Genomic DNA, 26,744 nt, shown 5'->3' with positions numbered 1-26,744 from the left:
CCTCAGCTCTGTACGGACACGACCCCGGTGAGCCGGCCGTCCGCGACGGTGACCGTCCGATCCGCACGGCCCAGATGCGTGCGGTCGTGCGTCACCAGGACCGTCGCCGTGCCCCGCTCCCGGGTCAGCGTCGCCAGCAGGTCCACGATCGCCGCGCCCCGCTCGTGGTCCAGGGCGCTGGTGGGCTCGTCGACGAGCAGGACGGCCGGCTCGTTCATCAGGGCCCGGGCGATGGTCACGCGCTGACGCTGGCCGCCGGAGAGCTGGTGCGGGCGGCGGGCGGCCAGGTCCGCGAGGCCGACCGCGTCCAGGAGCGCCAGAGCCCGCTCCCGTACCGCCTTCGGCTTGCCGCCCGAGAGATGCGCCATCACCTGGAGCTGCTCCAGCGCCGTCAGCGACGCGAGCAGATTCGGCTGCTGGAAGACGATCCCGATCCGCTCCCGCCGCAGCGCGGCCTTCTCCTTCCGGTCCAGCGCCCCCGTGTCCGTGCCCGCCAGGACGACCCGTCCCCGGTCCGGGGGGACGAGCGTCGCGGCCACCGCGAGCAGACTGGACTTGCCGGAACCGGACGGCCCCACGACCGCCGTGAGACCGCCCGCGGGAACCTCCAGAGAGACGGAGTCGAGGGCCGTGAGCCGGCTGTCCCCGTCGGGGTAGGTCAGGGTCACATCGTCGAGGACGAGGCTCATCGGGCACTCCCGAGTGCGGTCAGGGGGTCGACGGCGGTGATCCGCCGGATGGACAGGGCCGCGCCGAGCACACCGAGGACGATCATCACGGCCGCCGGGCCCAGCACGGTGCGCGGCTCCAGGACGAACGGCACGTCCCCGCCGCTGACCAGCGCGCCGACGAGGACCGCGAGGCCGGTGCCGAGCACCGTGCCCGCGCCGAGCATCAAGACCGCCTGCCCGAGCGCGTCCTTCAGGAGGTAGGGGGTCGAGGCGCCGAGCGCCTTGAGCACGGCGACGTCGCCACTGCGCTGGATCGTCCAGACCGTGAAGAAGGCCCCTATGACGAGCGCGGAGATGACGAAGAGGAAGCCGCGCATGAGCTGCAGCGAGCCGTTCTCCGCCTGGTAGGACCCTATGGCGGTGAGCGCCTCGTCGACCGTCCTCGACTCGGTGCCCGCGGCCTCGTCCCCGGCCGCCCAGTCGGCACCGCCGCCCCCGGTGAGGACGACCACGGTGGCCTGTTCCTCGGGTGTGGTGCCGCTGTGCCCGAGCTTCTGCCAGTCGTCGAGCGAGGTCCACACGACGGGCGTGTGGCTGTACGAGGCGTCGCCCGCGACCGCCGCGACGGTGGCCTCCAGCGGGCCGAGGCGTACGGCCTCGCCCACCGCCGCCCCCAGCTCCTGCGCGGCGGACTCGGAGAGCACGACCCGACCGGGCCCGAGCTTCCCGCTCTCCGGGGCGACCCCGGCCGCCGGCTCCGTACCGAAGGCGGAGACGGCGGCGGTGCGGTCCCCGGCGGCGGCGTTGAGCGTACGGATCCCGAGCGGCTCGGCGGCGGTGACACCGGGCTGCCGGGCCCACCGCCGCCACTCGTCCCGCGTCACGGTCGAGTTGGTGAAGGAGACCGACTGGCCGGAGGGCGGGGCGGCGAAGGCAAGCCGGTCCGCCGGCAGCCCGGTGATCGCCGAGATGTTCTCCCGGGCGAGTCCGGCGGTCAGCCCGGACAGCAATCCGACGAGCAGGGTGATCAGCACGATCACCGTGCCCATCAAGGTGAATCGCCCCTTGGCGAATCTCAGGTCTCTCCATGCCACGAACATGGGAACCAGGGTGCTCGGCCGGGACGGCTCGGGGCATCGCGCCACGGATGGCTCCGCAATCAAACTTTCGGTTGAGCCCGGATTGTCGGCTCCGCCCTACGCTGGAGGGATCATGGATCCGCGTTCCCTCACCCCCGCCCTGCGCGCGCCGCGCCTCTGTCTCCATCTGCTGATGACGGGGCTGCTGGCACTGGCGGCGGTCCGGGCGGACTCCACCGCGGTCGTGGCGGTCGCGGCGCTCACGGGCTCGGTCTACGCGGCCGGTTCCCTCCTGCCCTCCGTACAGCGGTCGCAGCGGGCGGCGGGGGTCTGGCTCGGCGCGCTGTGCGCGTCCTGGCTCGCTCTGCTGTGGCTGACCCCGGACGGGCTGTGGGTGGCCTTCCCGCTGTACTTCCTCCAGCTGCATCTGCTGCCCGTGCGCTGGTCGGTGCCGTCGGTGGCGCTGACGGCGTGCGCGGCGATCCTGTCGTACGTACAGCACGGCGCGGCGCTCAACCCGGGCGTCTTCATCGGTCCGCTGCTGGGAGCGGCGGTGGCGGTGGCGACGGTGCTCGGCTACCAGGCGCTGTACCGGGAGAGCGAGCGGCGGCGCCGGATGGTGGAGGAGCTGATCGCGACCCGGGCGGAGCTGGCGGCGGCCGAGCGGCACGCGGGCACGCTCGCGGAACGGGAACGGCTCGCGCGGGAGATCCACGACACCCTGGCGCAGGGCCTGTCCTCGATCCAGCTGCTGCTGCGGGCCGCCGAGCGGGCGCTGCCGGAGGGTTCGCCGGCCGCCGGGCACATCGACAGGGCGCGGCGGGCCGCGCAGGACAACCTCGCGGAGGCGCGGCGGTTCGTGCGGGCGCTGTCCCCGCCGGACCTGGCGCACGGTTCGCTGGCGGCGGCGCTCGAGCGGCTGTGCGAGCCGACGGGCGAGGGGCCGCGTGTGCGGTGCTCGGTGAGCGGGACGCCCGTGGAGTTGCCGACCCCGTACGAGGTGGCGCTGCTGCGGATCGCCCAGTCGGCGCTCGCCAACACCGTGCGGCACGCGGCGGCGGAGCGGGCGGAGATCACGCTGTCGTTCATGGGCGCCTCGGTGACGCTCGACGTGGTGGACGACGGCAAGGGCTTCGACCCCGCGTCGGTGCGGTCGTCGTCGGACGGGGGTTTCGGACTGCCGGCGATGCGCTCGCGGGCGGAGTCGCTGGGCGGCACGTTCACGGTCGAGTCGGCGCCGGGCCAGGGCACCGCGGTCGCCGTCTGTCTCCCCCTGCCCGCTGGAGTCCTCGCATGACCATCCGTCTTCTGCTCGCCGACGACCATCCGGTGGTACGGGCCGGCCTGCGCGCGGTCCTGGACACGGAGCCCGACTTCGCGGTGGTCGGCGAGGCCGCGACGGCCGAGCGGGCCGTGGAGCTGGCCGCGGCCGGGGGCGTGGACGTGGTCCTGATGGATCTGCAGTTCGGGGCGGGGATGCACGGCTCCGAGGCGACGGCGGCGATCACCTCCCGTACCGGCGGGCCGCGGGTGCTGGTCCTGACCACGTACGACACGGACGCGGACATCCTGGCGGCGGTGGAGGCGGGCGCGTCGGGCTACCTGCTGAAGGACGCGCCGCCGGAGGAGCTGGCGGCGGCCGTGCGTACCGCCGCGGCGGGCCAGTCGGCGCTGGCTCCGGCGGTGGCGCACCGGCTGATGGACCGGATGCGGACACCGGCGGAGGCGCTGACCAAGCGGGAGCTGGAGGTGCTGCAGCTGGTGAGCGAGGGCCTGTCGAACCAGCAGATCAGCAAGGTGCTGTTCCTCAGCCAGGCGACGGTGAAGTCCCATCTGGTACACATCTTCGCCAAGCTGGGCGTCGACTCCCGCACGGCGGCGGTGGCGACGGCGACGGCACGGCGTCTGATCAGGAGGCGGTAGGGCGCCCGGGCCGGGCGGCACGGCATCTGATCAGGCGGTAGGGCGCCCGGGCCGGGCGAGGCTTTCCGGACTCGGCCCGGCGGCGCGGCTCAGGGCGCCTCGCGGGTGGGTTCCCCGAAGAGCTCGACCGCCTTGCGGACCCCCGCCAGGCCGTTCGAGAGGGCGCTGACGGAGCCGATCGCGCCGGCGATCAGCAGCAGGGAGCGGCGCAGCCGCCGTACCTCGGGGGCTCCGCTCACAGCCATCGCGTGCAGCGTGGCCAGCTCGTCCTCGGCGATCCCCCGGTCGGCGAAATCGGCCCGGTGGCCCGCCAGTTCGCGACGGAGCCGGGAGACGGCGGCATGCAGCTCCGCCACTCTCGGGTCCTCGCCGCTGCCGGTTGTCACTCGCCTCTGCCCAACACTTCGCAACAAAGTTCTCCCCCTCGCACGACACTGTGCGGCGAACTCCTGCCGTACCTCCACACGCCGGACCGACCGTCGAACGGTGGTCAGGCCCCGGGGGCCGCGGGCCAGTTAACGCCATCGCGCGCCCGGCGCGCCACTCCGTGGACGTAATTCAGGCATCCGTGTCGACCCGCCCGGACCACGGCCCAGGAAACCCTCCATGGGGTATGCAGGGCTCATGACGCACACAGAGCAGACGCCTCCCCGGATCGCCGGTCTTCTCCTCGCCGCCGGCGGCGGGCGGCGCCTCGGTGGCCGCCCCAAGGCGCTCCTCCCCCACCGCGGCCGTCCGCTGGTCGAGCACGCCGTGCGCGTGCTGCGCGAGGGGGGCTGCGAGGTGGTCCATGTGGTGCTCGGCGCCTCGGCCGATCGCGTACGGGAACGGGCCCAGTTGCCCGGCTGTGTCCTGGTCGACAACCCGGAGTGGGCCGAGGGCATGGGGTCGTCGCTGCGGGTCGGTCTGGCTTCGCTGAGCGCGGAGGCGCTGCCGGTGGACGCGGCCCTGGTGAGTCTGGTGGACCAGCCGGGCATCGGCGCGGAGGCCGTGGCGCGGGTCCGGTCGGCGTACCGCTCGCGCGATGCCCTGGCGGCGGCGTCGTACGAGGGCAGGCGCGGCCATCCGGTGCTGTTCGGCGCGGACCGCTGGGCGGGGATCGCGGCGGAGGCGGTCGGCGACCAGGGGGCGCGCGACTATCTGAAGGCGCACCGGGATGCGATCACGCTGGTGGACTGTTCGGATGTGGCCGAGCCGTACGACATCGACACGGAAGCCGATCTGGCACACCTGGAGTGAAGGGGGTGGCACCCAGCGCCACGTTCTGTCGATCCGGAGAATCTCGACATCAACAAACCATTGAACTTCCACCATGAGGAAACTAGTATCCACTGTTCAGAAGCGCCTGACCTTGTGACGGCGCTCGCGGCCGTATCTCGGCGCCTGCGGCACTCCGTGCCGTTCCGTGACGCCCGGCGGCCGCAAGGCACCGCCCGTGAAGCCCGCTGAAGGAAGTGACAGTTCATGTCCGCACCAGCGCCGTCCCCCCTGGCCGTCGTCGAAGCCGAACCCCTGCCGAGGCAGGAGGAGGTGCTCACCGACGCGGCCCTCGCCTTCGTGGCGGAGCTGCACCGGCGGTTCACGCCGCGCAGGGACGAGCTCCTCGCCCGCCGGGCGGAGCGCCGCGCCGAGATCGCCCGCACCTCGACCCTCGACTTCCTCCCGGAGACCGCGGCCATCCGCGCGGACGACTCCTGGCGGGTCGCGCCGGCCCCGGCGGCCCTGAACGACCGCCGCGTCGAGATCACCGGCCCGACCGACCGGAAGATGACGATCAACGCGCTGAACTCGGGCGCGAAGGTCTGGCTCGCCGACTTCGAGGACGCCTCGGCACCGACCTGGGAGAACGTCGTCCTGGGCCAGGTCAACCTGATCGACGCGTACACCCGGAAGATTGACTTCACGGACCCGAAGTCGGGCAAGTCCTACGCCCTCAAGCCGGCCGACGAGCTGGCCACGGTCGTCATGCGGCCGCGCGGCTGGCACCTGGAGGAGCGTCACCTGACCTTCGAGGGCCGCCCGGTCCCCGGCGCGCTCGTCGACTTCGGCCTGTACTTCTTCCACAACGCCAAGCGGCTCATCGAGCTCGGCAAGGGCCCGTACTTCTACCTCCCGAAGACGGAGTCGCACCTGGAGGCCCGCCTCTGGAACGACATCTTCGTCTACGCGCAGGACTACGTGGGCATCCCGCAGGGCACCGTGCGAGCCACCGTCCTGATCGAGACGATCACGGCCGCGTACGAGATGGAGGAGATCCTCTACGAGCTCCGCGACCACGCGGCGGGCCTCAACGCCGGCCGCTGGGACTACCTCTTCTCCATCGTCAAGAACTTCCGTGACGGCGGCGCCAAGTTCGTCCTGCCGGACCGCAACGCGGTGACGATGACGGCCCCGTTCATGCGGGCGTACACCGAACTCCTCGTCCGCACCTGCCACAAGCGCGGCGCGCACGCCATCGGCGGCATGGCGGCCTTCATCCCGTCCCGCAAGGACGCCGAGGTCAACAAGGTCGCCTTCGAGAAGGTCAAGGCGGACAAGGATCGCGAGGCCGGCGACGGCTTCGACGGCTCCTGGGTCGCCCACCCGGACCTGGTCCCGATCGCGATGGCCTCCTTCGACGCGGTCCTCGGCGACCGGCCGAACCAGAAGGACCGGCTCCGCGAGGACGTCTCGGTGGCCCCCGGTGACCTGATCGCCATCGACTCGCTGGACGCCAGGCCCACGTACGACGGTCTGCGCAACGCCGTCCAGGTCGGCATCCGCTACATCGAGGCGTGGCTGCGCGGTCTCGGCGCGGTCGCCATCTTCAACCTGATGGAGGACGCGGCCACGGCCGAGATCTCGCGCTCGCAGATCTGGCAGTGGATCAACGCGGGCGTGGAGTTCGAGCACGAGGGAGAGACCGTCAAGGCGACCCCGGAGCTGGCCCGCAAGGTCGCGGCGGAGGAGCTGGCCGCCATCCGCGAGGAGATCGGCGCGGAGGCCTTCGCGGCCGGCAAGTGGCAGCAGGCCCACGACCTCCTGCTCCACGTCTCGCTCGACGCCGACTACGCGGACTTCCTGACGCTCCCGGCGTACGACCAGCTGATCGGCTGACCGCACAGCGGCCGAACAGCGGACCGGGGGTCACCCCCCGAACCGGCTCCGCCCCTGGAGAACGCACAGCTCCGGGGGCGGAGCCATTTTCGATCCGGGGCGTTTCACAGGGCATGTGACGCAACCGAGATATGCAGCTACCTAGCGGTAACAAGCCACGGCGTGCCAGATTCCGCATGCCACCGGCCGGCGGCTGTCCCCCACTCCACTGCAAGGACGCAGGAGCGCAGCCATGCCCACCCCCCGTTCCCCCCACCGTGCCGTGCGCGGCCTCCTCGCCCTCTCGCTCGCCGCCGGCGGGCTGCTGGCCGCCGGTGGCTCCCCGGCCGTGGCGAGTCCCGGCTCCGGGCCCACCGCCGTCGTCTCGATGGGTGACAGCTACATCTCGGGCGAGGCCGGGCGCTGGCAGGGCAACAGCCTCACCAACACGGGCAGCCGCGACGGAACCGACCGGGCGTGGACGGGGAGCACGTACGATCCCAGCCGCGTCTACGGCACCACGGCCGCCAACGGCTGCCACCGCTCCGACTCCGCCGAGGTGAGGAGCGCCGGCGCGATCGCCTCGGCACTGATCAACATCGCCTGCTCCGGCGCCACGACGCGGAACGTCTTCCGGGCCGCGAGCGGCGGAGTCGCGTACAAGGGCGAAGCCCCCCAGGCCGACCAGCTCGCCTCCATCGCCGCCTCGCACGACGTCGAGACGATCGTCCTGTCGATCGGCGGCAACGACCTCGGTTTCGCCGACATCATCAGGACCTGCGCGACCGACTACATCGTCTGGTACTCGTACTGCCACGACGACCAGCAGGTCGAGGTCGACGCGAAGATCGACGGGGTGATGGGAGACGTCGGCAAGTCCGTCGACGAGATCCGGGCGGTGATGTCGGGTGCCGGGTACGCCCCGTCCGACTACCGGATCGTGCTCCAGTCGTACCCCTCACCCATCCCGCGGGGCGCGGACAACCGGTACGCGGAGAGCGGCTGGGCCCGCACCAACACCGGTGGCTGCCCGTTCTGGAACCTGGACTCCGACTGGGCACGGGACTCGCTGGTCCCGCAGATCTCCAGCCGTCTCAAGCGGGTCGCGACGGCCAAGGGGGCGCAGTTCCTGGACCTGCGCGACATGCTGCAGGGGCGCGAGGTGTGCGCCAAGGCCAGCAAGCAGGTCAGCCCGACGGTGCCGGCGTCGGCCACCAGCAGCGAGTGGACGCGCTGGATCGACAGCAACGAGACCCAGGGCCCCGTGCAGGAGTCCGTACACCCCAACCACTACGGGCAGTTGGCGCTCGGCCGCTGTCTCGCGCTGATCCACGCGCGGCCGAGCGGCGACTTCGGCTGCCGCAACACGGCCGGAACCGGGGCGTCGGGGATGTATCTGACGGCCCTTTCCTGACGGCCCTTTCCTGACCCCCCACGGATGCCCCCCACGGGGATCAGCGGGCGCGGCGCCCGACCCGGCGACGGCGCCGTGCCCGTTCCTTCCTCGCGCCCGGCACCGGCAGGGTGATGCCCAGCGCTTCCAGCGTCCGGGCGGCTCCGTGCGGGTCGACGGCCGCCATCTGCGCGACGAGGGCGTCGGCGCCGCCCGGCCAGCTCTCGGCGGCGGTGTCGAAGGCGCTCCGACCGGCGGTCCGTCCGCTCGTGTGCTCGGCCGTGTGCGCGGCCGCGCGGCGGGAGAGCCGGTCGAGGACCAGCACGGCGCGCGCGGAGAGGGGCACACGGGTCTCGTCGGCCGGCTCGCCCCGGGCCCGCAGGACCCCGCACGCGTACGCGCCCATCACCGGGTCGTCGAGAGCGCCGCGCAGGGCCTCGACGGGGGCCGCCTCGGGGTCCAGGGCGCCGAAGAGAGCCCGCGTGGCGGCCGCGTCGTGCGTACCGGCGTGGACCGTGCCGAGGGCCGCCAACAGCTGGGACCAGGCGTCGGCGCTGTCGCCGCGCGCGCGGAGCCAGTCGGCGAGGACGCGCGCGGCGGCGGAGGCCGACCAGCCCTCGGCGGCGGCGATGATCGTCGGAGCGTCCCACGCGGCGGCCTCCGCGGCGGCGGGCGCCGCGACCCCGCGGACCCGCAGCAGGTAGTGGAGCACCTCGACACCCCACGGGGTGAGGCCGAAGGCGTCCCCGATGCGGAAGACCATGCCGGTCGCGGCGAGCCGGTCGACGGCGGCGGCCATGGCCCGCGCGGAGGGTTCGAGGCGGGCCCGGTCGTCCTCCGTGACGGGCGAGCCGACGAGCCGGGACAGTTCCGCGACGGGCGGCAGGCGGTACTCCTCCGGCGCGTGCGCCGGTACGAGCACGGGCGCGTCCTCCAGCCGTGGATCGACCGGCCAGTCCTCGAACTCGGCGGCCCTGCGGGCGACGGATTCCGCGGTGGAGCCCCGCTGGTACAGCGCGTAGAGCAGGTGCGCGGCCTCGCCGTCGTACAGTCCGCCGGTCTCGTCGGCCTTCATCTCCTCGACGGCGGCGGCGAGCAGATCGGCGCCGGCCTCGACGGACCGCTGGGGGTCGTGGGCCTCCATGGGAGGCGGCGGGAGCGGGGTCCAGGAGTCGCCGTAGTAGTCGAGGTGCTCGTCGAGGAGGGTGTCGGCGAGGACGAGGTGAGGGAAGGCCTCCGGGCCGGGTGCGAGGTGCGCGTACGGCCCGGCGAGCGCCCCGGAGAGCCCCTGCGCGGTCCACCGGTCGACGAGGTCGCCCGCCACCCGGACGACCCCGTGCGAGACGTCCCCGTCGGAGAGCAGCGGCCCGGCGGGCGAGGGCGCTTCCGCCTCCCGTACGTAGGCCCCGGTCAGCACCTCGGCGAGCATCATGCCCGCGAATTCGCTCCGGTTCATCAGGTCGGCCCGGCGCAGCCCGTCGGGCGGTGTCACACCGTCGTGGGCGGCGAGCCAGGCGCGTACGGCCGCGGGGTCGCGGGGGTCGACGCCGTCGGCGCGCAGCAGGGAGGCGTACCAGCGCTGCCAGGTGAGGTTGGCGGGGTCCGTCATCGCCCGCTCGAAGTCGGGCACGGTCTCCTCGATCGCGGCCACGATCCGCGCCTGCCGCTTCCCGTTCAGCCGCCCGGCCTGCCGCACCCGCTCGGTCAGCGCCACGAGCACGGCCGGGTAGGCCGCGAGCTCCTCGGGGGTCGCGTACACGAAGGCCGGCGCGTCCTCCACCAGCAGCCGCCGCACGAGCCCCACGGTCGGCTCGGGCAAACCGCTGCGCCGGTCGGCCCCGCGCAAGGACAACAGCCCGAGCACGGCATCGGCGGCGCGCGCGTACGAAGGGTCGTGGGGCTCGGGGGTTCCGTCGAGGAACGCGTCGAGCCCGGTGTTGGTGAGCACGGTCCCTGCCACCTTTCCCAGGGTAGTGCCGCCGCGATCCGGACGCCGAGGTCGGCGGGCCGCGCTGTCATATGACAACAACCGTCCGTTGGGCGGAGAAGTCACCCCACGTCCCGTCGGGCAGTCTGGCACGGAGTTTGACGCTGTAGCGGGTGCCCGGCGGGTCGGGGACGGTGAAGGTGTAGGTGGCGCGGCCGAGGGGTGGTTCGGCGCCCCAGATGATGGTGGTGGCGAACTTCTCGTTCAGATAGAGCTGGTGCTCCCTGACGACGGCACCGGTCCTGGGCGGCGTCCAGCTGAGGGTGATCCCGTCTTTCGTGGCGGTCGCCTCGATGTCCGTGGGGGCGGTGTCGGGGGCGGCGCCGGGGGCCCGGGCGGTGGTGAGGTCGGCGGGGGCGCTGTCCGGGGAGGAGTTCTCGGCGGCGTCGCGGGCGCGGACCGTGAAGGAGTAGATCGTGCCGGGGCGCAGGCCGGTGAGGCGGGCGGTGGTGGCCGTGCCGGGAACGGTGTGGACCCGTGTGTCGGCCTGGTAGACGTCGTACGCGGTGACCTCGGTGTCGTCCCGGGCCGGTGTCCAGGTGAGGGTGGCCGCGTGGCCGCCGTCGGGCGCGGCGCGCAGGGAGCCGGGGGTGGTCGGGGGCGTGCGGTCCTCGGCGGTGGCGGTGAGGGTGGTGGCGGGGACGGCGGCGCTGTGCGGTGAGCGGTTTCCCGCGGCGTCGCGGGCGCGGACGGTGAAGGTGTACGGGGTGGCGGGGGTGAGGTTCACGATGTCGGTCATGAGGGTCGTGGCGGGGAGGTCCTTCACCTTGCGGCCCTGCTGGTAGACCTCGTAGGCGGTGACGGCGCGGTCGTCGGTGGCCGCGCTCCACATGACGTGGACGGTGCGCGCGCTGCCGGAGGCGGCGGTGACGCCGGTGGGGGTGGTGGGGCTGCTGGTGTCCTCGGCGAGGGCCGTGGAGCAGGCCGCGAGAAAGAGCGCGGCGGCGGTCAAGAGGATTGCGGCGAGCGGGCGTTGCACGGGGAATGCCTCCGTCCGTCGGCATGGTCCAGACCTTTATGGCACCCCGGGCGGGGCACGGCAAGGGGGCGGCCCGGCGTCGTTGTCAGTGGGGTGCGCTTCACTGGATTCGTCACTCTCCGTGACTGGATCGAGGGGGGATCATGACGGACCGTACGACCTATGTGACGCTCGTCGGCCTGCGCGAGCGCGGCTGGACCGACGCGATGGTGCGTGACCTGCTGGGCGAGCCGGATGTGCAGGGCCGGGATCCACGGCGCTGGTCGATCGCGCCCGTGCGGCTCTATCTGCTGGCGCGGGTGGATGCGGTGGAGCGGACACCGGAGTTCGCCCAGTGCGCGGCCGCCTCGGGGTCGAAGTCCTCGGCCGCGGAGGCGGGGGCGGAGCGCCGGCGGAGAGCGGTGCTCGCGGCGATCCGCGCGGAGCCGATCGACGTGCCCCGGCTGCCCGCCGCGGAGCTGGAACGGCGCGCGGTCCGCCACCGGCATCTGCTCGGGGCCCGCAGCCCGGGCGGAGTCGCCGCCGGGGCGCTGGTGCGGTGGCAGGTGAGCTATCTGCGGCACGCTCTCTCCCGGTACGAGACGCTGCTCGACGGGCTGTACGGCTCGACGGGCCGGGCGGAGGCCGAACGCCTGCTGCGCAGAAGGCTGTACGAAGCGATCGCGGCGGCGTATCCGGCGCTGGCCCGGGAGTGCCACCGCAGGATCGGGGCGGAGCGGTGAGGGGCGGAGCGGTGAGGGCGGTTCGGCGTCTTTCTCGGGCCGGCGATGAGTTCCGGCGGGCCGGACGGTCTGTCCTGCATGGAGAAGACGACGCACATCGATCTGGGCCCGGCCGCCGCGCGGGTCGCACGGCTGGCGGCGGGCATCGGCGACGAGCGGCTCGGGGACCCGACCCCGTGCCCCGACTACGCGGTACGGGAACTGCTCGCGCACCTGGCCGGGCTGAGCGTGGCCTTCCGCGACGCCGCCCGCAAGGACTTCGGACCGACGACGAACACACCACCCGGCTCGGCCCTGCCGGTGCTGGCGGACGACTGGCGCACGGCCCTGCCGAAGGCGCTGGAGGAGCTGGCGGCGGCCTGGCGGGAGCCGGGTGCGTGGGAGGGGGACACGCGGGCGGGCGGGGTCGACCTGCCGGCCGCCGTCATGGGCCGGGTGGCGCTCGACGAGCTGCTGATCCACGGCTGGGACCTGGCCCGAGCGACGGGCCAGGAGTACGACGCGGGAGAGGAGGAACTGGCGGTGTCCGAGGAGCTTTTGACGCCTGCGGACGGCTCCTCCGGCGACGAGGGGTTCTTCGGCCCGGTCGTCCGGGTCCCGAAGGACGCGCCGCTCCTCGACCGGGTGATCGGCCTGAGCGGCCGCCACCCGGACTGGCACCCGGACCAGGCCCCGGCGTAGAGCGCGCACGAGGTGGGGCGTCGGAAGGCGGACGTCGGGAGCCGGGTGTCCGGAGCCGGGCGCCGGAGGTGGGGCGCCAGGCGTCTGGCGTCAGAGATGGGACGTCGGAAGGCGGACGTCAGGAGCCGGGTGTCAGGAGCTTCAGAGTCGGTGGCAGGCCGCCGGGATCGGGGCGATCAGCGGGACCTCGAAGCGGGGGCGAAGGGCCTCCGCCGCCTCGCCCAAAGGGCCGCCGGCGATGACGATCGCGCGGGCCCCGTCCCGTACGACGCAGCGCTCCCCCGCGAGGGCCAGGCTCTCGCGCAGCGACTCCGGGTGGGCCGACAGTCTCTCGGGGGCGCCCTGGGTCAGGCGGAGGCCGGTGAAGAGTTCCGTGAGGCCGAGGCGGGCGACCTGGTCGGCGATGGAGTCAGCGAGCAGGGGGGTCGTCGTCGCGATGCCGAAGGGGGTGCCGGCGGCGGACGCCGCCAGGAGGGCGGCCTCCCCGATCCCCACGACCGGGACGCGGGCGAACGTCCGCAGCTCCGGCACGCCCGGGTCACCGAACGCGGCCACCAGCAGAGCCGTGCAGCCGCCGCCGGCCAGCGCCCGGCGGCCTGCCTCGACCACCTCGGGGACCGCTGCCCGCAGGGCGGCGGGGTCAATGAGCAGGCGGGGGCCGCGCGCCACGGTCACCCCGTGGACCTGGACCGTCGGCCCCAGCGTCCGCCGCGCGATGGCGGTCATCATCGCCGTGGTGGTGGCGGAGGTGTTGGGGTTGATGAGCACGACCGTACGCCCGCTGCCGGTCCCGGCGGGCGCGGTGCCACCGGCCGCGCCCCGCCCGGGGGACGGCGGGGTCCGGCCCACAACGCGCGCGAGGCCGGCCCCCGCGTGGTGCGCGGGGGCCGGCTCGGCGGACGGACGGGATGTGTTCAGTGGACGTGCGCCGCCTTCGCCGTGCGGGTCTCGGAGATCTCCTCGCCCGGTTCCATGGGAGCGGTGACCGTGTCGTCGTCGTGCCGCCTGCCCAGGTGGTTGAAGACCAGGTTCAGCAGGACCGCCGCGACGCAGCCGGTCGAGATGCCCGAGTCCAGGATGATCTTCGCGGTCTCCGGGAAGGCGTGGTAGAACTCCGGCTCCGTGATCGGGATGATGCCGACGGCCAGCGAGACCGCCACGATCAGCACGTTGTTGTCCTTCTCCAGTCCGGCCTTGACCAGGGTCTGGATGCCGCTCGCCGCGACCGAGCCGAAGAGGACCACGCCCGCGCCGCCGAGCACCGGCCGCGGGACGACCGAGATCAGGGAGGCGGCGATCGGCGAGAGGCCCATCAGGACCAGGAAGCCGCCGCCGCAGGCCACGACGAAGCGGCTGCGGATCTTGGTCATCGCGACCAGGCCGATGTTCTGGGCGAACGCGCTGCACATGAAGCCGTTGAAGAGCGGGCTGATGGCCGAGCCGAGCGTGTCGGCGCGCAGTCCGGCCGCGATGGTCTTCTCGTCGGCTGGCCGCTCGACGATCTCGCCGAGCGCCAGCATGTCGGCGGTCGACTCGGTCATCGAGACCAGCATGACCACGCACATGGAGATGATCGCGGCGAGCGCGAACTGCGGGGCGCCGAAGTGGAAGGGGGTCGGGAAGCCGATGACGGACGCCTCGGTCACCGGGCTGAAGTCGGTGACGCCGAAGGGGATCGCGATGAGGGTGCCGAGGACGAGACCGACCAGGACGGCGACCTGCTTCAGGAAGCCCCGGGTGAAGCGGCGCAGGACAAGGACCACCGCGAGGGTGATGGCCGCGAGGGTGAGGTACGTGGTCGAGCCGTAGTCCTCGGCCGTCGGATTGGGGCCCTGGGCCCAGCCGAAGGCGACGGGAAGGAGCGAGACGCCGATAAGCGTGATCACCGTGCCGGTGACGACCGGCGGGAAGAAGCGGACGAGCTTGGAGAAGTACGGCGCGGCTATGAAGCCCAGTACGCCGGCGACGATGATCGCGCCGAAGATGATCGGCAGGGCGTCGGCCTTGTCGTCGGTCGTGTCGACGATCGCGAGCATCGGTGCGACGCCGGCGAAGGTGACACCGTTGACGAACGGCAGCCGGGCGCCGATCTTCCAGACGCCGAGCGTCTGGAGGAAGGTGGCGAGTCCGGCGGTGAAGAGGCTGGCTCCGGTGAGGAAGGTCAGTTCGGTGCCGGAGAGCCCGACGGCCGCACCGACGATCAACGGCGGGGCCACCACGCCCGCGTACATGGCGGCTACATGCTGCAGACCGCTGGTGAACATCTTCAGGGGCGGCAGAGTCTCGTCGACCGGATGCTTCCGGTCTTCGGTGTCGGCGGCGCTTGCATCGTGTGCATCATTGCGAAACCTGGGCTTGGCGGCCACGGCGGTTCCTCCGGTCGGTTACGCGTCGGCGGTGACGCGGATGTCAGGGAGGTGGTGCGAAGTGCTTGCGGATGGTGCGCCTCACGGAGTGCGGCTCATGAGGAAATGCGGGGTGCTGCGTGGGGGCGGTGCTTTCTTCGGGTGGTCGCGTAGGCCTGGGGGTGCCGTGCGTGGTGTGTCCGGGGAGGGTGGACACATATCGACCGTCCGGGGGGCGCCGTACCTCTTTTCGTACGGACACCCCCCGTCCGGCCGGCCACGGGCCCCGCTCGGGTCCGTGGCGACCGACCGAGGGCCGTCCCCCTCGGTCGGACTCCTGGGGTGGGTCAGCCCTGGGCCGTGATCCGGGCCAGGCGCTGGGCCTCCGCGCGTGCGTCGCGGGCGATCGCCTCTTCGTCCGCGAACAGCAGGCGGTTGTTCTCGACGATCTGCTTGCCGTTGACGAACGAGGCCGTCACCGGGGCGGCGGCGCCGAAGACGATCGCGGTCACCGGGTCGGCGATCGAGGAGTGGCCGAGGCCGTCGATCTTCCAGAGGACGAAGTCGGCCAGCTTGCCGGCCTCCAGCGAACCGATCGAGTCGGCGCGGCCGAGGACCTCGGCGCCACCGTACGTACCGAGGCGCAGCGCCTGGCGGGCGTTGAGCGCGCCCTCACGGTGGGCACCGAGCCGGTTGATGAGAAGCGCGTTGCGCAGTTCGGTGTGGAGCTCGCCCGACTCGTTGGAGGCGGTGCCGTCGACACCGAGGCCGACCGGGACGCCCGCCTTGAGCATGTCGGGGACCCGGGCGATGCCGGCGGCAAGACGCGCGTTGGAGGAGGGGCAGTGCGCGACACCGGTCTTCGTACGGGCGAAGGCGGCGATGTCGGAGTCGTTCATGTGGACGCAGTGCGCCATCCACACGTCCTGGCCGAGGAAGCCGGTGGACTCGAAGTAGTCGGTCGGGCCCATGCCGAAGAGCTCGTGGCAGAACTTCTCCTCCTCCACGGTCTCCGAGCCGTGGGTGTGCATCCGCACGCCGAGGCGGCGGGCGAGTTCGGCACCCTGCTTGAGCAGCTCGGTGGAGACGGAGAACGGGGAGCAGGGGGCGACGGCGACCTGGGTCATCGCGTCGAAGGAGGCGTCGTGGAACTTCTTCACCGTCTCCTCGGTCGCGGCGAGCGCGCCCTCGGTGGTCTCGACGGCGAAGTCCGGCGGAAGGAAGCCGTCCTTCTCGCTCCTGTCCATCGAACCGCGGGCGAGGGTGAAGCGAACGCCCATGTCGGAGGCGGCGCCGATGATGGCGCCCGACAGGTCGCCGGAGTTCTTCGGGTAGACGTAGTGGTGGTCCATGGCGGTGGTGACACCGCCGCGGGCCATCATGGCCAGCGAACCCTGGGCGGCGACGCGGACCATCGACTCGTCGATACGGGCCCAGGTCGGGTAGAGCGCGACCAGCCAGTTGAAGAGGTTGTGGTCGGTGGCCAGGCCCCGGGTGATCCACTGATAGAAGTGGTGGTGCGTGTTGATCAGACCGGGCGTCACCAGATGACCGGTGGCGTCGATCCTGCGGACCACGTTCTCCAGGCCCTCGGGCGCCTTGCCGGCGCCGATGGACTCGATCTTGTTGCCGGCGACGACCAGGTACCCGGAGGCGTACTCGGTGTCGTTGGCGTCTACGGTCGCGATCGCACAGTTCTCGATGACGATGCGCTGGGCTGCCGAAGGTGCTGCCATGGCGGTGGTTCCTTCATTCCTCTGCGGTGGTGTGGGCACGGCAGGACCCTAGGAGGATTTGAGTGCCGGAGCCGCGTGACGGCTCCGGGTGCCGAGATGGTGGAAGAACAGGTTGAGCGCGACCGCGACGAGCGCACCGGCGCTGATGCCGGAGCCGAGCACGGTCTGTGCCCAGGCCGGGAAGTCGGCGTAGAAGGTGGGTGCGGCGAGCGGGATGATGCCCGCTCCGAGCGCCACGGCCACCAGGATGATGTTGGAGCTGTCGTCGAGTCCGGCTTCGGAGAGCGTACGGATACCGCTGACCGCGATCGAACCGAAGAGGACGATGCCGGCACCGCCGAGGACGGGCATCGGGACCATGGAGACGACCGCGCCGAGGACCGGGAAGGCACCGAGGACCAGCAGGGCGCCACCGGCGACGGCGACGACGTAGCGGGAGCGGACCCGGGTCAGCGAGACCACGCCGACGTTCTGGGCGAAGGCCGAGGTCGGGAAACCGCCGAAGACGGGGCCGAGCAGGGTGGCGATGCCGTCGGTCCGCAGACCGCGGGTGATCGTCCGGCCGTCGCTCCGGCGCTCGCAGATCTCGCCGAGGGCGAGCATGCCGGCGCTGGACTCGGTCATCAGGACGAGCATCACGATGCACAGGGAGAGGATCGCGGCGGGCTGGAACTCCGGTGCGCCGAAGGCGAAGGGAGCGGGCAGCGCGGCGACGGGCGCCTCGCGCAGCGACGTGAAGTCGGCCATCCCGAAGGGGATCGCGGCGAGTGTGCCGATGAACAGGCCGAGCAGCAGGGCGATCTGCTTGACGAAGCCCCGGCCGAAGCGCTGGAAGAGCAGGATCACGACGAGCGTGAAGGCGGCGAGCGCGAGGTACTTCGTGGCGCCGAAGTCGGCGGCCTCCTTGTTGCCGCCCTGCGCCCAGCTCACGGGTACGGGCATCAGGGTGACCCCGATGAGCGTGATCACGACGCCGGTGACGAGCGGCGGGAAGAAGCGGAGGAGGCGCCCGAAGAAGGGGCCGACGGCGAGGCAGAAGACTCCGGCGACCATCACCGCGCCGTAGATGGCGGGGAGCTGGTGGCCCGGGGAGCTGGTCTCGGCGATCGCGAGCATCGGTGCGATGCCGGCGGACGAGGCCGCGTTGACGAACGGGAGCCGGTTTCCGGCGAACCGCCCGGCGCCGATGGTCTGCAGGATCGTGGCGCAGCCGGCGATGAGCAGGCTCGCGGCGATCAGACGGGTCATGCCGGCGGCGTCCAGACCGACGGCCTGGCCGATGATCAGCGGAGGGGTGACAACGCCCGCGTACATGGCGGCGATGTGCTGGAGCGCGGCGGGTACGAGCCGCGAGGCAGGAAGTTTTTCGTCCACGGGGTGGACCGGGGACTCCTGCGAGGTGGAACACGGGCCTTCAGCTGTTGCCGGCCCCGATGCAGGCTGTGCCATGGAAGGGTTCCCTCCGGTCTGGTGGCGGCCCCCGTCCGACTGCGGGCGGGCGGGGGCAGCCACTCAGTGCCGCTTAGAGGTTGGTCATGTCGACCGGGATCTGAGCCGTGGCTCCGTCACGCAGCACCGTGGCCTCGATGAGGCCGTACATGCGGTCGGCGGCGTAGTAGACCTCGTTGTCGTTCTTGAGCCCGAAGGGCTCCAGGTCCACCAGGAAGTGGTGCTTGTTCGGGAGCGAGAAGCGGACCTCGTCGATCTCCGAACGGTGGTTGATGATGCGCGAGGCCATCTGGTACAGCGTCTGCTGCAGCGAGAGGGAGTACGTCTCGGCGAAGGCCTGCAGCATGTGCTTCTTCGTCTCGGTGTACGACTTCTCCCAGTTGGGCATCCGCTGGTCGTCGTCGCTCCAGTTGAAGCGCCAGCGACCGGACACCTGCGTGGCCAGGATGCGGTCGTACGCCTCCTGCAGCGTCGTGTACTTGTCCTTGATGTAGCCCCAGAACTCCGAGTTGGTGGAGTTCATCACGACGAGGTCCTTGAGGCCGGAGATGACCTCCCACTTCTCACCGTCGTACGTGATCTGGGTGACCCGGGTCTCCTGGCCCTGACGGACGAAGGAGTGGTTCACCTCGTCGGAGCCGATGAACTTGGAGTTGGCGTCCGAGGTCGCGATGCGCTCCCAGGCGTACTCCTCGATCCGGATCCGCGCCCGGTGGATCGGCTCCTGGCTGGTTACGAAGTGACGCGCCAGGTGGATGCCGAACTGCTCGGCCGACTCGATCCCGTACTCCTTGGCGAAGGCGAATACGGTGTTCTTCGTCGTGTCGGTGGGCAGGCAGTGGGCGTTGGAGCCCGAGAGGTGGACGTCGTCGAGGTCGCCGGAGAGGGCGACGGAGACGTTCAGGTCCTTGATGTGGTGGGTGTCGCCGTCCCGCGTGATCTTGACGACGCGGTTCTCTGCTTTGCCGTACTGGTTCTGGCCGAGAATCGTGGGCATGTCTGCTAGCTCCCTCGGTAAACGGAGTAGCCGAACGGGTTGAGCAGCAGCGGTACGTGGTAGTGCTCGCCCGGCGTGACGGCGAACGTGATCGCCACCTCCGGGAAGAACGCACCGCTGTCCCTTACGCGGGGGGCGTCCTGCTGCGCCTCGGCTTGCTTCTTGGAGAAGTACGCCTCGGTCTCGAAGTCGAGACGTACGTGGGTCGTTCCCTCCGGCAGCGCCGGCAGGTCCTTGCAGCGCCCGTCCGCGTCGGTGGCCGAGCCACCCAGCGCGACCCACTCCGCGTCGAAGCCGCTACGGGCCGCGAGCGTGATGGTCACGCCCTCGGCGGGGCGGCCGACGCTGGTGTCCAGGATGTGGGTGGACACCGAGGCGGTGGTGTCGGTGCTCATGCGTTCTCTTCCTCGACGGTCTCTACGAGACGGGTGAGCCGGATGCGGTTGATCTTGCCCAGTTCGGTGCGGACGATCTCCCGCTCCTGCTCGGGCGAGTGCTCGATCCGTTCCCGGACCGCGTCGCGCATCTGCTCGCCGGTCTTGCCGGTGGCGCAGATCAGGAAGACATGACCGAACTTGTCCTGGTAGGCCAGGTTGAGTTCGAGCATCTCGGCCTTGAGCGCCTCGGAGGCCCCGGCCATCCCGCTCTGCTCGCGGGAGGAGGTCGGGTCCCCGGCCTTCGGACGACCGATCGGCGGGTGGCCCGCCATCGCCTCGGCCAGATCCTCGGCGGTCAGCTCGGCCATGGCGGCGTCGCTGGCGCGGAAGAGGGCTTCGGCGGTGGTGTACGGGCGCTGGGCGAGAATCTTGCTCCCCCACGCCGAGCTGGAGCACACCTCGTGGAGCGCGGCGACAGCGTCGCTGTCCGCCGAGGTGTTGAACCGGGTGAGGCCCGGTGTCGTACCTGAAGTCACGGGAAGCCTCCGTGGCTGTTTTTCGCTGTGCGTCGGACGGGCTGCGGATAGCTAACGCCCTCCCGCAACACCACGTCAACACTTTGTTGAAAACTCGGCCACACAAAAGCCGTCGTCCCGACATCCGGACGACGGCTTATGGTCACGCATGATCAACTAGCCGTTCTCGGCCGTCTTTTCCCTGTTCAGAGCGGTCTCCCTGTTCAGGTAGTTGTACACAGTGAACCGACTGACGCCGAGTGCCCCCGCCACCGTCTCCACTCCATGGCGTACAGAGAAGGCACCGCGTGCCTCCAGCAAGCGGACGGCCTCCTGCTTGGCCTTGCGGTCCAGCTCGGCGAGTGGCATGCCGTGCCGCCGCTCCATCGCGGCCAGAATGTGATCGAGCGATTCGGACAGCTGCGGCAGCCGTACGGCGAGCACGTCCTCGCCCTCCCAGGCGAGGATCACGTCGTCACCCTCGGCCTGCTCGGGGCCCAGTATCTCCGCACCCATCGCGTCGGCCAGCGGCTTCACCGCGGCGACCAGGGGATGTTCGTTCACTTCTCGCCCTCCCCGGCACCGTCGATCACATTGACCTGGAGGGAGACGCGGGTGGCGCCGGCCGCCAGGGCCTTGCGCAGCAGCGCGTCGACGGCGGTGAGCACCTCGTCGGCGCCCCCTTCCGCCGTGTTGCCGAACGGGCCGACGTCCACCGCGTCCAGTTCGGCCGCCTGGATGACCTCACGGGCCACGATCGCGTGCGCCGGCGCCTCGTCCAGGTCGAACGGCTCCGTCGTGAACTCCACTTTCAAACGCACCATGGCCCCCACGCTACTGGCCGGGAGTCGGCCCACGGCAGCCCTGAGCTGCCGGACCCTCTTGACACCCCGCCGCCCCTCCGTGCAACATTCCGTCAGACAGAAACTTACTTCCGCAATACGGAAGGAGCGCCGCCCCTCATGGGATACACGGACCAGCGCTTCGATGTGAACCTGTCGATCCTCTTCACGGAACTCCCGCTCCTGGAGCGCCCCGCGGCCGCCGCCGCGGCGGGCTTCACCGCGGTCGAGCTGTGGTGGCCCTGGATCGACACCGCCACCCCCGACCAGAGCGAGCTCGACGCCCTCAAGAAGGCTCTGGACGACGCCGGCACCCAGCTGGTGGGCCTGAACTTCTACGCCGGGCAGCTGCCGGGTCCCGACCGCGGCGCGCTCTCCGTGCCCGGTGAGGAGTCGGACCGCTTCCGCGCCAACATCGAGGTGGCGGCCGACTTCGCCGCCTCGGTCGGCTGCAAGGCGCTCAACGCGCTCTACGGCAACCGCGTCGACGGTGTCGACCCGCAGATCCAGGACACCCTCGCCCTGGAGAACCTGGTCCTGGCCGCCCGCGCGGCCGACCGGATCGGCGCGATCCTGCTGATCGAGACCCTGAACAAGCCGGAGTCGCCGCTCTACCCGCTGGTGAGCGCCCCCTCCGCGATCGAGGTCGTCGACAAGGTCAACGCGGCCACCGGGCTCGGCAACGCCAAGTTCCTCCTCGACATCTACCACCTGTCGATGAACGGCGAGGACGTCAGCCAGGTCATCGCCCGGTACGCCGACAAGACCGGCCATGTCCAGATCGCCGACAACCCGGGCCGTGGCGCGCCGGGCACCGGCGACCTGCCGCTCGAGCAGCTCCTCGACGAGCTCAAGAAGGCCGGCTACGACGGCTGGGTCGGCCTGGAGTACAAGGCCGCCGACGCCGCCGCGTCCTTCGAGTGGCTCCCGGCCGAGGCCCGCGCGGCCCGCTGACCTCCTCCCCGTACCACCAGTTTTCGAGAGGCACCCCCATCATGAGCAATCTCGCTGATTCCTCCCAGCCCACCCGCCCGACGGTTGCGTGGATCGGTCTCGGCATCATGGGCTCGCCCATGTCCGAGAACCTGATCAAGGCGGGCTACTCCGTCACCGGCTTCACCCTGGAGCAGGACAAGCTGGACCGCCTCGCGGCGGCCGGCGGCACGGTCGCCGCGTCGATCGCCGAGGCCGTCAGGGACGCCGACGTGGTCATCACGATGGTGCCCGCCTCCCCGCAGGTCGAGGCGATCTCCTACGGCCCCGAGGGCATCCTGGAGAACGCCAAGCAGGGCGCGCTGATCATCGACATGTCGTCGATCACCCCGCAGACCTCCGTCGACCTGGCGAAGAACGCCAAGGAGAAGGGCATCCGCGTCATCGACGCGCCCGTCTCCGGCGGCGAGGCCGGCGCCATCGAGGCCGTCCTGTCGATCATGGTGGGTGGCGAGCAGGCCGACTTCGACGAGGCCCTGCCGATCCTCGAGGCGCTCGGCAAGACCATCGTCCTGTGCGGCCCTCACGGCTCCGGCCAGACGGTGAAGGCGGCCAACCAGCTCATCGTCGCGGTCAACATCCAGGCCTGCGCCGAGGCCGTCGTCTTCCTCGAGAAGTCCGGCGTGAACCTCCAGGCCGCCCTGGACGTCCTCAACGGCGGTCTGGCCGGCTCCACCGTGCTGACCCGCAAGAAGGACAACTTCCTGAACCGGGACTTCAAGCCCGGCTTCCGGATCGACCTGCACCACAAGGACATGGGCATCGTCACCGACGCCGCCCGCAACGTCGGCGCGGCCCTCCCGGTCGGCGCCGTCGTCGCCCAGCTCGTCGCCTCCCTGCGTGCGCAGGGCGACGGTGGCCTGGACCACTCGGCCCTGCTGCGCGCCGTCGAGCGCCTCTCCGGCCAGCAGGTCTGACCCTTCGCCCCCGACGGGGGCCCCAGATTTCCGGTCGGCGGCGGCGCTGACACCTGTCCTGTCGCGCCCAGGCGTCGCCGCCGTCCGGAACACCCCACTTCACTTTCAACAAACTGTTGACGTTTGCTTCGAAGCGTCCTTACGCTCCTGAGCACTCCCAGCAGTGCAGCTCCCGTACGGAAGGTCACGATGTCGAAGCGCGTGCTTACGACCGAGTCCGGCGCCCCGGTCGCCGACAACCAGAACTCCGCCACCGCCGGCGTCGGTGGCCCCATCCTCCTGCAGGACCAGCACCTGCTGGAGAAGCTCGCGCGCTTCAACCGTGAGCGGATCCCGGAGCGCGTGGTCCACGCCCGCGGCTCCGGCGCCTACGGCTACTTCGAGGTGACGGACGACGTCACCGGCTTCACCAAGGCCGCCTTCCTCTCCGAGGTGGGCAAGCGGACCGAGACGTTCATCCGCTTCTCCACCGTGGCCGACTCGCTCGGTGGCGCGGACGCGGTCCGCGACCCGCGCGGCTTCGCGCTGAAGTTCTACACCGAAGAGGGCAACTACGACCTCGTCGGCAACAACACCCCGGTGTTCTTCATCAAGGACCCGATCAAGTTCCCCGACTTCATCCACTCCCAGAAGCGCGACCCGTTCACGGGCAAGCAGGAGCCGGACAACGTCTGGGACTTCTGGGCGCACGCCCCCGAGGCGACGCACCAGATCACCTGGCTGATGGGCGACCGCGGCATCCCCGCCTCGTACCGTCACATGAACGGCTACGGCTCGCACACCTACCAGTGGACCAACGAGGCGGGCGAGGCCTTCTTCGTCAAGTACCACTTCAAGACGAACCAGGGCATCCGCTCGCTCTCCGCCGAGCAGGCCGCCGAGCTCGTCGGCAAGGACGCGAACTCGCACCAGACCGACCTGCTGCAGGCCATCGAGCGCGGTGTGAACCCCTCGTGGACCCTGTACGTCCAGGTCATGCCGGCCGCCGAGGCCGCGGACTACCGCTTCAACCCGTTCGACCTCACCAAGGTGTGGCCGCACGCCGACTACCCCCTGCAGCGCGTGGGCCGTCTGGTCCTCGACCGCAACCCGGACAACGTCTTCGCCGAGGTCGAGCAGGCCGCGTTCTCGCCGAACAACTTCGTCCCGGGCATCGGCCCCTCGCCGGACAAGATGCTCCAGGGCCGCCTCTTCGCCTACGCGGACGCCCACCGCTACCGCCTCGGTGTCAACCACACCCAGCTGCCGGTGAACGCCCCCAAGGTGACCGTGGCCGACAACTACGGCCGCGACGGCTTCATGGCCACCCGCAACGGTTCGCGCACGGACAAGAACTACGAGCCCAACTCGTACGCCGGTCCCTCGCAGACCGACGCGGCGCTCTCCGCCCCGCTGGCCATCCACGGCTGGACCGGCACGCACGAGGCCCCGCTGCACAACAAGGACGACGACTTCTTCCAGGCCGGTGAGCTCTACCGCCTGATGTCGGAGGACGAGAAGAGCCGTCTGATCGCCAACATCGCCGGTGGCCTGTCGCAGGTCTCCCGCGAGGACGTGATCGAGAAGAACATCGCGCACTTCGCCGCCGCCGACGCGGAGTACGGCAAGCGTGTCGAGGAGGCGGTCCGCGCCCTGCGCGAGGACTGATCCCGCCAGACCGCGTACGGCACCTGACGGGAGGTCAGTGCTGTACGCCGTCCGGACCGGCGACCCGGATGAGGGGTGGTCGACGGTACGGACAGCGTGAGGACCGCGGCGGTGAACGAGCCAGTGCGGTGGTAAGGGCGAACCGGGCCTCTTCTTGACCTGAAGGAAGGGATCCCCGGACAGCCCGTCGTCACCGCCGCGGTCCCAACGCCCACCTCCCCCATGCTCCGCCCGGCGGCGCGAACGTCCTGTCGCGCCAGCCTCGCACCGTCGGGCGGTTCAACGAGAGCGCGGAACCAGGTTTACGGTCCCTGGTTCCGCGCTCTTTTCCGTGTGCGCGGGGCCGTGAGCGGTGTCGAGTGCATCGTTTCTGCGGTGAAGATCCACACCCGCTCGGGGGAGCGCACCGCGTTGGGGGTTCTGTGCGCCCCGCCCACGGCGCTATCCACTCGTACATGATCAAGAACCTGATGCGCGGCCTGACCCCGCTCGCCCTGATCCTGTCCCCGCTCGCGGCCCCCTCCCCCGCCCTCTCGGCCAATGTCGTCCTCCTCCCCGACGCCCTCGCCGGCCTCACGCAGGCAGCGGAGGACCCGGACGGCTACAAGGTGTCCGCCTTCCGCCACTGGGACGCCGGACTCGACCCCGCCGACGGCTGCGACACCCGGGCCGAGGTCCTCCTGGAGGAGGCCATCGACACTCCGAGGACCGGGCCCGGTTGCGTGCTCACGGGCGGCAGGTGGACCTCGTACTACGACGGCCAGAGCGTGACCGATCCCGCGGCACTCCGCGTGGACCACGTCGTCTCGCTCGACGAGGCCTGGCAGTCCGGCGCCTCCGGCTGGACCGCGGCCCGGCGCGAGAAGTACGCCAACGACCTGGGCTCGCCCGGCACGCTCGCCGCCGTCACCGCGCGCAGCCAGAAGGACAAGGCCGGCCGCGACCCCGCCGGCTGGCTCCCTTCGGCCTCCACCCAGTACTGCCGCTACGTCGCCGAGTGGGTGGGCACCAAGCTGCGCTGGGCGCTCTCCGCCGACAAGGACGAGGTGGAGGCGCTCAAGCTGCTCGCCGACGGCCCCTGCGAAGAGACGGTCGTGGTCCGCTCGAAGGCCCCTCAGTGACGGCGAGCCCCGCCGTGACGGCGAGCGAGGCACCGGCGAGCAGCGTCATCGCGGTGGTGACCGAGGTGAGTTGGGCGACGGCCCCCGCCAGCGCCGCGCTCAGGCCCTGGAGGGCGAGCATGCCGGAGGTGTGCAGCCCCAGGGCGTGGCCGCTCAGCTCGTCGGGGACCAGAGCCATGAGCCGCTGCTGGTACAGCAGGCTCGCGCTGTAGCCGACCGCCGACACCGTGACCGCCACGAGGGCGAGCGGCAGCCCCGGGCCCAGTACGAAGAGGAGGTACGGAGCTGCCAGCAGCGCCTGCAACGGTGCGGCCGGGCCGCGGCGCAGGCCTCCCGTCGCGAGCCTGCCGACGACGGTGTCCCCGGCGAGCATCCCGAGCGCGGCGCAGGCGAAGAGCAGCCCGGCGTGCTCGGGGGCGTACGGCACGAAGAGCGACTCACAGCCGACGATCAGCCCGTTGGGCACCCACAGGGCGAGGTAGAGGCGCCGACGAGCGGGGTCGGACCACAGTCGGCCGTTGCCACGCCAGGTCGCGGCGACCGACGCCCGGCCTGTGGCGCGGGGCGCGCGGCGGGTGAGGCCGTACCGGGCGAGGACGGCACCGGCGAGATGGAGGGCTGCGCCGGTCAGCAGCGTGCCGCGGGGTGAGAGGGTCGCGACCAGCACACCGCCGGTCGCGAACCCGCCGATCTGGCAGACGCCGGCAGCCATGTTCATCAGCGAGCGGCCCAGCAGATAGCCCTCGCGGGGCAGGATCTCGCCGAGCAGCCCGTACCGCACTCCGCCGCCGACCGAGCCGACGAGACCCTGCGCGAACAGGATCAGGAAGACCGTCCCGACCGGCAGGCCGGGGACGGCCTGGGCGGCGGTGCCGAGGGCGAAGACCAGCGCGATGCCGGCGATGGCGCCGCGCGGCGGCAGCCGGTCGGCGGCCGTGAGGAGCGTCGTCGCACCGAGCAGCTGGGCGAGCGCGGGGCCGAAGAGGGCGAGCGCGGAGAGGAACGGGGAGCCCGTCGAGCGGAAGACGAGCGTGGCGAGGCCCAGCCCGGCCACCGTCTGGGCCGCGACCTGGAGTGCGGCGGTGAGGAAGAGGGGGGTGAACTCGGGGACACCGAACACCGCCTGGTAACTGCGCATGGCCGGAGTCTGGGCGAGCGCTCCGCGCCGCCGATATCGTTTCGCGCGAGAGCGAAACGACGGGGCGGAGCGCGGTACCTGGAACCCAGGGCTCGGACCCGGGGGCTCGACCCGGGGCTGGAACCCAGGGCTCGGACCCGGGGCTCGGACCCGGGGC

At 71.5% G+C, this 26,744-nt stretch carries 26 protein-coding genes; 11 read left to right on the top strand and 15 right to left on the bottom strand.

What is annotated here, in order from left to right; all coding sequences use genetic code 11:
* Window positions 1-2 precede the first annotated feature (2 nt).
* Window positions 3-689: an ABC transporter ATP-binding protein gene (locus tag J7E93_RS27150; RefSeq protein WP_215072589.1), complete on the bottom strand. Its 687-nt coding sequence runs from the start codon at window positions 687-689 to the stop codon at window positions 3-5.
* The gene (locus J7E93_RS27145) at window positions 686-1,771 is read right to left on the bottom strand and encodes an FtsX-like permease family protein (protein WP_215072588.1); all 1,086 of its coding nucleotides are present in this window, start codon (window positions 1,769-1,771) and stop codon (window positions 686-688) included. Before J7E93_RS27145 ends, J7E93_RS27150 begins: the two co-directional genes overlap by 4 nt.
* 112 nt (window positions 1,772-1,883) lie before the next feature.
* On the opposite strand from J7E93_RS27145, the gene J7E93_RS27140 reads away from it, so the two are divergent.
* A complete protein-coding gene (locus tag J7E93_RS27140) occupies window positions 1,884-3,047 on the top strand; it encodes a sensor histidine kinase (protein WP_215072587.1) in 1,164 nt (387 codons plus the stop codon).
* Window positions 3,044-3,673: a response regulator transcription factor gene (locus tag J7E93_RS27135; RefSeq protein WP_215072586.1), complete on the top strand. Its 630-nt coding sequence runs from the start codon at window positions 3,044-3,046 to the stop codon at window positions 3,671-3,673. Before J7E93_RS27140 ends, J7E93_RS27135 begins: the two co-directional genes overlap by 4 nt.
* 89 nt (window positions 3,674-3,762) lie before the next feature.
* On the opposite strand, the gene J7E93_RS27130 is transcribed toward J7E93_RS27135, so the two are convergent.
* The gene (locus tag J7E93_RS27130; protein ID WP_215072585.1) at window positions 3,763-4,086 is read right to left on the bottom strand and encodes a DUF5955 family protein; all 324 of its coding nucleotides are present in this window, start codon (window positions 4,084-4,086) and stop codon (window positions 3,763-3,765) included.
* Window positions 4,087-4,297: 211 nt separating this feature from the next.
* On the opposite strand from J7E93_RS27130, the gene J7E93_RS27125 reads away from it, so the two are divergent.
* The 3 genes from J7E93_RS27125 (at window position 4,298) to J7E93_RS27115 (ending at window position 8,162) form a co-directional block, all read left to right on the top strand.
* Window positions 4,298-4,912, top strand: coding sequence for an NTP transferase domain-containing protein (locus tag J7E93_RS27125; protein WP_215072584.1), 615 nt, complete (start codon window positions 4,298-4,300; stop codon window positions 4,910-4,912).
* A 225-nt stretch (window positions 4,913-5,137) separates the two neighbouring features.
* The gene (gene aceB, locus J7E93_RS27120) at window positions 5,138-6,769 is read left to right on the top strand and encodes a malate synthase A (RefSeq protein WP_215072583.1); all 1,632 of its coding nucleotides are present in this window, start codon (window positions 5,138-5,140) and stop codon (window positions 6,767-6,769) included.
* Window positions 6,770-7,001: 232 nt separating this feature from the next.
* Entirely contained in the window at window positions 7,002-8,162 is a 1,161-nt protein-coding gene (locus J7E93_RS27115; protein WP_215072582.1) for a GDSL-type esterase/lipase family protein, read from the top strand.
* Between the two features lie 40 nt (window positions 8,163-8,202).
* On the opposite strand, the gene J7E93_RS27110 is transcribed toward J7E93_RS27115, so the two are convergent.
* Window positions 8,203-10,101, bottom strand: coding sequence for a hypothetical protein (locus J7E93_RS27110; protein ID WP_215072581.1), 1,899 nt, complete (start codon window positions 10,099-10,101; stop codon window positions 8,203-8,205).
* Between the two features lie 55 nt (window positions 10,102-10,156).
* A complete protein-coding gene (locus J7E93_RS27105) occupies window positions 10,157-11,107 on the bottom strand; it encodes a fibronectin type III domain-containing protein (RefSeq protein WP_215072580.1) in 951 nt (316 codons plus the stop codon).
* Between the two features lie 143 nt (window positions 11,108-11,250).
* Between J7E93_RS27105 and J7E93_RS27100 the strand changes: the two genes are divergently transcribed.
* Window positions 11,251-11,829, top strand: coding sequence for a hypothetical protein (locus J7E93_RS27100; RefSeq protein WP_215072579.1), 579 nt, complete (start codon window positions 11,251-11,253; stop codon window positions 11,827-11,829).
* A 78-nt stretch (window positions 11,830-11,907) separates the two neighbouring features.
* Complete coding sequence (locus J7E93_RS27095; protein WP_215072578.1) at window positions 11,908-12,510, top strand: TIGR03086 family metal-binding protein; 603 nt, start codon at window positions 11,908-11,910, stop codon at window positions 12,508-12,510.
* A 141-nt stretch (window positions 12,511-12,651) separates the two neighbouring features.
* Here the strand turns inward: J7E93_RS27095 and J7E93_RS27090 are convergent, their stop codons facing one another.
* From J7E93_RS27090 to J7E93_RS27050, 9 genes are all read right to left on the bottom strand, one after another.
* A complete protein-coding gene (locus J7E93_RS27090; protein WP_308368799.1) occupies window positions 12,652-13,278 on the bottom strand; it encodes an aspartate/glutamate racemase family protein in 627 nt (208 codons plus the stop codon).
* A 146-nt stretch (window positions 13,279-13,424) separates the two neighbouring features.
* Window positions 13,425-14,876 carry a nucleobase:cation symporter-2 family protein gene (locus tag J7E93_RS27085; RefSeq protein ID WP_215072577.1) on the bottom strand — a complete coding sequence of 484 codons (1,452 nt, stop codon included), beginning with the start codon at window positions 14,874-14,876 and terminating at the stop codon, window positions 13,425-13,427.
* Between the two features lie 326 nt (window positions 14,877-15,202).
* Complete coding sequence (locus tag J7E93_RS27080) at window positions 15,203-16,591, bottom strand: 8-oxoguanine deaminase (RefSeq protein WP_215072576.1); 1,389 nt, start codon at window positions 16,589-16,591, stop codon at window positions 15,203-15,205.
* A 48-nt stretch (window positions 16,592-16,639) separates the two neighbouring features.
* On the bottom strand, window positions 16,640-18,040 hold the full coding sequence (locus J7E93_RS27075) for a nucleobase:cation symporter-2 family protein (RefSeq protein WP_215072575.1): 1,401 nt from the start codon (window positions 18,038-18,040) through the stop codon (window positions 16,640-16,642).
* 73 nt (window positions 18,041-18,113) lie between these two features.
* Complete coding sequence (gene pucL, locus J7E93_RS27070; protein WP_215072574.1) at window positions 18,114-19,037, bottom strand: factor-independent urate hydroxylase; 924 nt, start codon at window positions 19,035-19,037, stop codon at window positions 18,114-18,116.
* 5 nt (window positions 19,038-19,042) lie between these two features.
* Window positions 19,043-19,432: a hydroxyisourate hydrolase gene (gene uraH / locus J7E93_RS27065; protein ID WP_215072573.1), complete on the bottom strand. Its 390-nt coding sequence runs from the start codon at window positions 19,430-19,432 to the stop codon at window positions 19,043-19,045.
* Entirely contained in the window at window positions 19,429-19,950 is a 522-nt protein-coding gene (uraD, locus tag J7E93_RS27060; protein WP_215072572.1) for a 2-oxo-4-hydroxy-4-carboxy-5-ureidoimidazoline decarboxylase, read from the bottom strand. Before uraD ends, uraH begins: the two co-directional genes overlap by 4 nt.
* A 156-nt stretch (window positions 19,951-20,106) precedes the next feature.
* The gene (locus J7E93_RS27055; protein WP_251067165.1) at window positions 20,107-20,445 is read right to left on the bottom strand and encodes a helix-turn-helix domain-containing protein; all 339 of its coding nucleotides are present in this window, start codon (window positions 20,443-20,445) and stop codon (window positions 20,107-20,109) included.
* A gap of 44 nt (window positions 20,446-20,489) precedes the next feature.
* Window positions 20,490-20,750 carry a thiamine-binding protein gene (locus tag J7E93_RS27050; RefSeq protein ID WP_215072627.1) on the bottom strand — a complete coding sequence of 87 codons (261 nt, stop codon included), beginning with the start codon at window positions 20,748-20,750 and terminating at the stop codon, window positions 20,490-20,492.
* Between the two features lie 141 nt (window positions 20,751-20,891).
* Between J7E93_RS27050 and J7E93_RS27045 the strand changes: the two genes are divergently transcribed.
* The 4 genes from J7E93_RS27045 to J7E93_RS27030 all read left to right on the top strand — a co-directional run bounded on the left by J7E93_RS27045 (window position 20,892) and on the right by J7E93_RS27030 (window position 25,449).
* Window positions 20,892-21,725 carry a TIM barrel protein gene (locus tag J7E93_RS27045; protein WP_215072570.1) on the top strand — a complete coding sequence of 278 codons (834 nt, stop codon included), beginning with the start codon at window positions 20,892-20,894 and terminating at the stop codon, window positions 21,723-21,725.
* Between the two features lie 41 nt (window positions 21,726-21,766).
* Window positions 21,767-22,681, top strand: coding sequence for a 2-hydroxy-3-oxopropionate reductase (locus J7E93_RS27040; RefSeq protein ID WP_215072569.1), 915 nt, complete (start codon window positions 21,767-21,769; stop codon window positions 22,679-22,681).
* Between the two features lie 189 nt (window positions 22,682-22,870).
* Window positions 22,871-24,328, top strand: a complete 1,458-nt coding sequence (locus J7E93_RS27035) for a catalase (protein WP_215072568.1) — start codon at window positions 22,871-22,873, stop codon at window positions 24,326-24,328.
* Window positions 24,329-24,783: 455 nt separating this feature from the next.
* A complete protein-coding gene (locus tag J7E93_RS27030; protein WP_215072567.1) occupies window positions 24,784-25,449 on the top strand; it encodes an HNH endonuclease family protein in 666 nt (221 codons plus the stop codon).
* Here the strand turns inward: J7E93_RS27030 and J7E93_RS27025 are convergent.
* Window positions 25,385-26,587: an MFS transporter gene (locus tag J7E93_RS27025; RefSeq protein ID WP_215072566.1), complete on the bottom strand. Its 1,203-nt coding sequence runs from the start codon at window positions 26,585-26,587 to the stop codon at window positions 25,385-25,387. The two genes, J7E93_RS27030 and J7E93_RS27025, sit on opposite strands and share 65 nt — an antisense overlap.
* Window positions 26,588-26,744 lie beyond the last annotated feature (157 nt).

It is taken from the genome of Streptomyces sp. ISL-36 (assembly GCF_018614205.1).
In the GTDB taxonomy this organism is placed as follows: Bacteria; Actinomycetota; Actinomycetes; order Streptomycetales; family Streptomycetaceae; genus Streptomyces.
This window is presented reverse-complemented; position numbering and strand designations above follow the sequence as displayed.

Excerpts from the sequence above, each read along its gene's own strand:
- J7E93_RS27150 (WP_215072589.1), bottom strand. The coding sequence starts at position 689 with ATGAGCCTCGTCCTCGACGATGTGACCCTGACCTACCCCGACGGGGAC.
- J7E93_RS27145 (WP_215072588.1), bottom strand. The coding sequence starts at position 1,771 with ATGTTCGTGGCATGGAGAGACCTGAGATTCGCCAAGGGGCGATTCACC.
- J7E93_RS27140 (WP_215072587.1), top strand. The coding sequence starts at position 1,884 with ATGGATCCGCGTTCCCTCACCCCCGCCCTGCGCGCGCCGCGCCTCTGT.
- J7E93_RS27135 (WP_215072586.1), top strand. The coding sequence starts at position 3,044 with ATGACCATCCGTCTTCTGCTCGCCGACGACCATCCGGTGGTACGGGCC.
- J7E93_RS27125 (WP_215072584.1), top strand. The coding sequence starts at position 4,298 with ATGACGCACACAGAGCAGACGCCTCCCCGGATCGCCGGTCTTCTCCTC.
- aceB (WP_215072583.1), top strand. The coding sequence starts at position 5,138 with ATGTCCGCACCAGCGCCGTCCCCCCTGGCCGTCGTCGAAGCCGAACCC.
- J7E93_RS27115 (WP_215072582.1), top strand. The coding sequence starts at position 7,002 with ATGCCCACCCCCCGTTCCCCCCACCGTGCCGTGCGCGGCCTCCTCGCC.
- J7E93_RS27100 (WP_215072579.1), top strand. The coding sequence starts at position 11,251 with ATGACGGACCGTACGACCTATGTGACGCTCGTCGGCCTGCGCGAGCGC.
- J7E93_RS27095 (WP_215072578.1), top strand. The coding sequence starts at position 11,908 with ATGGAGAAGACGACGCACATCGATCTGGGCCCGGCCGCCGCGCGGGTC.
- J7E93_RS27080 (WP_215072576.1), bottom strand. The coding sequence starts at position 16,591 with ATGGCAGCACCTTCGGCAGCCCAGCGCATCGTCATCGAGAACTGTGCG.
- J7E93_RS27075 (WP_215072575.1), bottom strand. The coding sequence starts at position 18,040 with ATGGCACAGCCTGCATCGGGGCCGGCAACAGCTGAAGGCCCGTGTTCC.
- pucL (WP_215072574.1), bottom strand. The coding sequence starts at position 19,037 with ATGCCCACGATTCTCGGCCAGAACCAGTACGGCAAAGCAGAGAACCGC.
- uraH (WP_215072573.1), bottom strand. The coding sequence starts at position 19,432 with ATGAGCACCGACACCACCGCCTCGGTGTCCACCCACATCCTGGACACC.
- J7E93_RS27055 (WP_251067165.1), bottom strand. The coding sequence starts at position 20,445 with ATGGGTGCGGAGATACTGGGCCCCGAGCAGGCCGAGGGTGACGACGTG.
- J7E93_RS27045 (WP_215072570.1), top strand. The coding sequence starts at position 20,892 with ATGGGATACACGGACCAGCGCTTCGATGTGAACCTGTCGATCCTCTTC.
- J7E93_RS27040 (WP_215072569.1), top strand. The coding sequence starts at position 21,767 with ATGAGCAATCTCGCTGATTCCTCCCAGCCCACCCGCCCGACGGTTGCG.
- J7E93_RS27035 (WP_215072568.1), top strand. The coding sequence starts at position 22,871 with ATGTCGAAGCGCGTGCTTACGACCGAGTCCGGCGCCCCGGTCGCCGAC.
- J7E93_RS27030 (WP_215072567.1), top strand. The coding sequence starts at position 24,784 with ATGATCAAGAACCTGATGCGCGGCCTGACCCCGCTCGCCCTGATCCTG.
- J7E93_RS27025 (WP_215072566.1), bottom strand. The coding sequence starts at position 26,587 with ATGCGCAGTTACCAGGCGGTGTTCGGTGTCCCCGAGTTCACCCCCCTC.